This is a genomic window from Micromonospora sp. NPDC002411, from assembly GCF_053592955.1.
Genome location: NZ_JBSFBM010000586.1, coordinates 1 through 2,080, shown reverse-complemented (window position 1 = coordinate 2,080; position 2,080 = coordinate 1). Strand labels below are relative to the sequence as shown.

Here is a 2,080-nt window from a genome sequence, read left to right as displayed (position 1 = left end):
TAACGCCCGGTGCGCGGCGTGGGTGTCCGGGCCGCCGCGCGTAGCCCGAGCGAGCCGCTCCTCCTCGGCGTCGAGCGCGTCGGCGAAGGTCAGCGGCTCGAGGCCGTACGAGCGGGTGTGCAGGTAGTGCGAGTAGGCCCGCTGCACCGGGTCCCGCAGCAGGGCGACGAAGCGGGCCTGCGGCAGGGCCGCCGCGACCCGGGACGGCACGCCCGGATGGAACAGGTAGTAGGGGCTCGCCTCGAACGTGCGCTCGTCCGGGGCGAGGCGCGGGAAGTGCCCCCGGTACCAGCGCAGACCCCGACCATGGTGGACGCTGAAGTACTGCAACTCCTTGCCGGTGGCGACCCGTACCCGGGGATGCGCGGCGAGATGGTGGTACAGCGAGGTGGTGCCGCAGCGTTGACCCCCGATCACCAGGAAGTCGGGCAGCGGGCCGGGCTCGCCCGGCCGCGCGGCGCGTCCCCACGCCCGCGTCGCGCGGACACCCCGGCGCAGGTGGTCGGTGACCTGACGTCGACCGAGCGCGCTCACGAGCCGACCTTCGCGGCGGGACCGCCGGCCACGGCGGCGCGGCGGCCGCCCCGGCGGGTCACCGAACGCAGCACCATGACGTCCTCCCGACTGAGCCCGAGGGCGAGCACCCCGGCGCAGTACGCCCCCACGATCGCGGTCAGACCGACAGTGAGCTGCGTGATCCAGCCCTCGACCAGCCACCGCACACCGAACCCGACGACCAACGCGAACACCGCGGCCACCAGCCCCTTGAGCATGCCGGTGGTCACCGGCACCGTGTGCACCTGCGCACGCACCTGCCAGACCCGGGCGACGTTCACAGCGGCCAACGAGACCGCCCAGGCCACCGCCGCGCCGAGGATCCCGTACGCCGGGATGAGCCACAGGTTGAGCAGCACGTTGAGCACCAGTGCGGCGAGGTTGTCGACCATGTTGACCGAGACCCGGCCCGACATGTTCAGCAGCGTCCCGCACGGCCCGGTGGCGGCGTTGACGAGTTGGCCGAGCGCCAGCACGACCGTCACCGCCGCGCCGCCGGCCAGACCGGGCCCACCGACCAGGCGCAGCAACTGCTCCGGGAAGACCAGCAACGCCACGAACGCCGGCAGCGACAGTCGGAGCACCCAGCCGGTGGCGACCCGGTAGATCCGGCGGACCTCGTCCAGCCGACCCTGGTGGTAGAGGTGCGCCAGGTGCGGGCCGAACGAGGCGTTGACCGGGGCCAGCACGAACACCGCGATCGTCACCAGCCGGGTCGCCACGTGGTAGACGCCGATCGCGTCGGGCCCGTAGTCGAAGAACCCGAGCAGCAACGCGTCCACCCAGATCAGCCCGGTCGAGGAGAGCGAGGAGACCCAGCTGACAGTGGAGAAGCGGAACAGCTCTCCCGGCCGGTACGCGGGCCGGGCGGCCGGCACCCGGCGGACCATCCGGGCGAGCGCCACGAGAGCGAACCCGGCGGCGCTCCAGCTGGCCACCACCAGGGCCCAGAACGCGCCGGTCAGGCCCGCCCCGACGGCGAGCGCCAACGCGGTGAGGACCAGCCGGGCCGCCGGTTCGTAGACCTGGCCGATGAGCGCGTAGGCCCGTTGGGTACGCCAACCCCGGGTGGCCGCGAGGGCGGCCTCGCAGACGGTCGAGGCGGGCAGGCACAGCGCGACCAACCGCAGACCGGTGCCGAGCTGCGGGTCGTGCAGTGCCCCGGCGAGCCACGGCGCGCCGACCGCCAGACCGACAGCGATGACAGTGGACGCCACGACCGAGATGCCGATCCCGAGGCGGATCGCGCCCCGCAGCGCGGCCGGATCGTCGTCGGCGAGGTGCACCGCCACGAACCGGGTCAGCCCGGCGCGGAAACCGGACAGCGAGAGCAGCCCGAGCAACGACAGCACGGCGTAGACCTGGGCGTACCGGCCCAGCTCGCGTACGCCCAGCACGCGGGCCAGCAACAGCATGACCAGGAAGAGCGCCACCTGGCTGAGCACCGCGCTCGCCAGGTTCAGCATGCCGCCGCGCGCCATGCCGCGTACCTGCTGGTCGCCGGCCTCCGGCGGGGCCGGCGGCC

Annotated in this window: 2 protein-coding genes; both read right to left on the bottom strand. The window is 73.7% G+C overall.

Features of this window, described 5'->3' with window-relative positions; translation table 11 throughout:
• The coding region (locus ACWCO3_RS34185) for a sulfotransferase family protein (protein ID WP_450014114.1) at window positions 1-534 on the bottom strand (534 nt) is incomplete at its 3' end.
• On the bottom strand, window positions 531-2,080 hold a 1,550-nt coding region (locus ACWCO3_RS34180), incomplete at its 5' end, for a flippase (protein WP_450014112.1). The genes ACWCO3_RS34180 and ACWCO3_RS34185, both read right to left, overlap by 4 nt.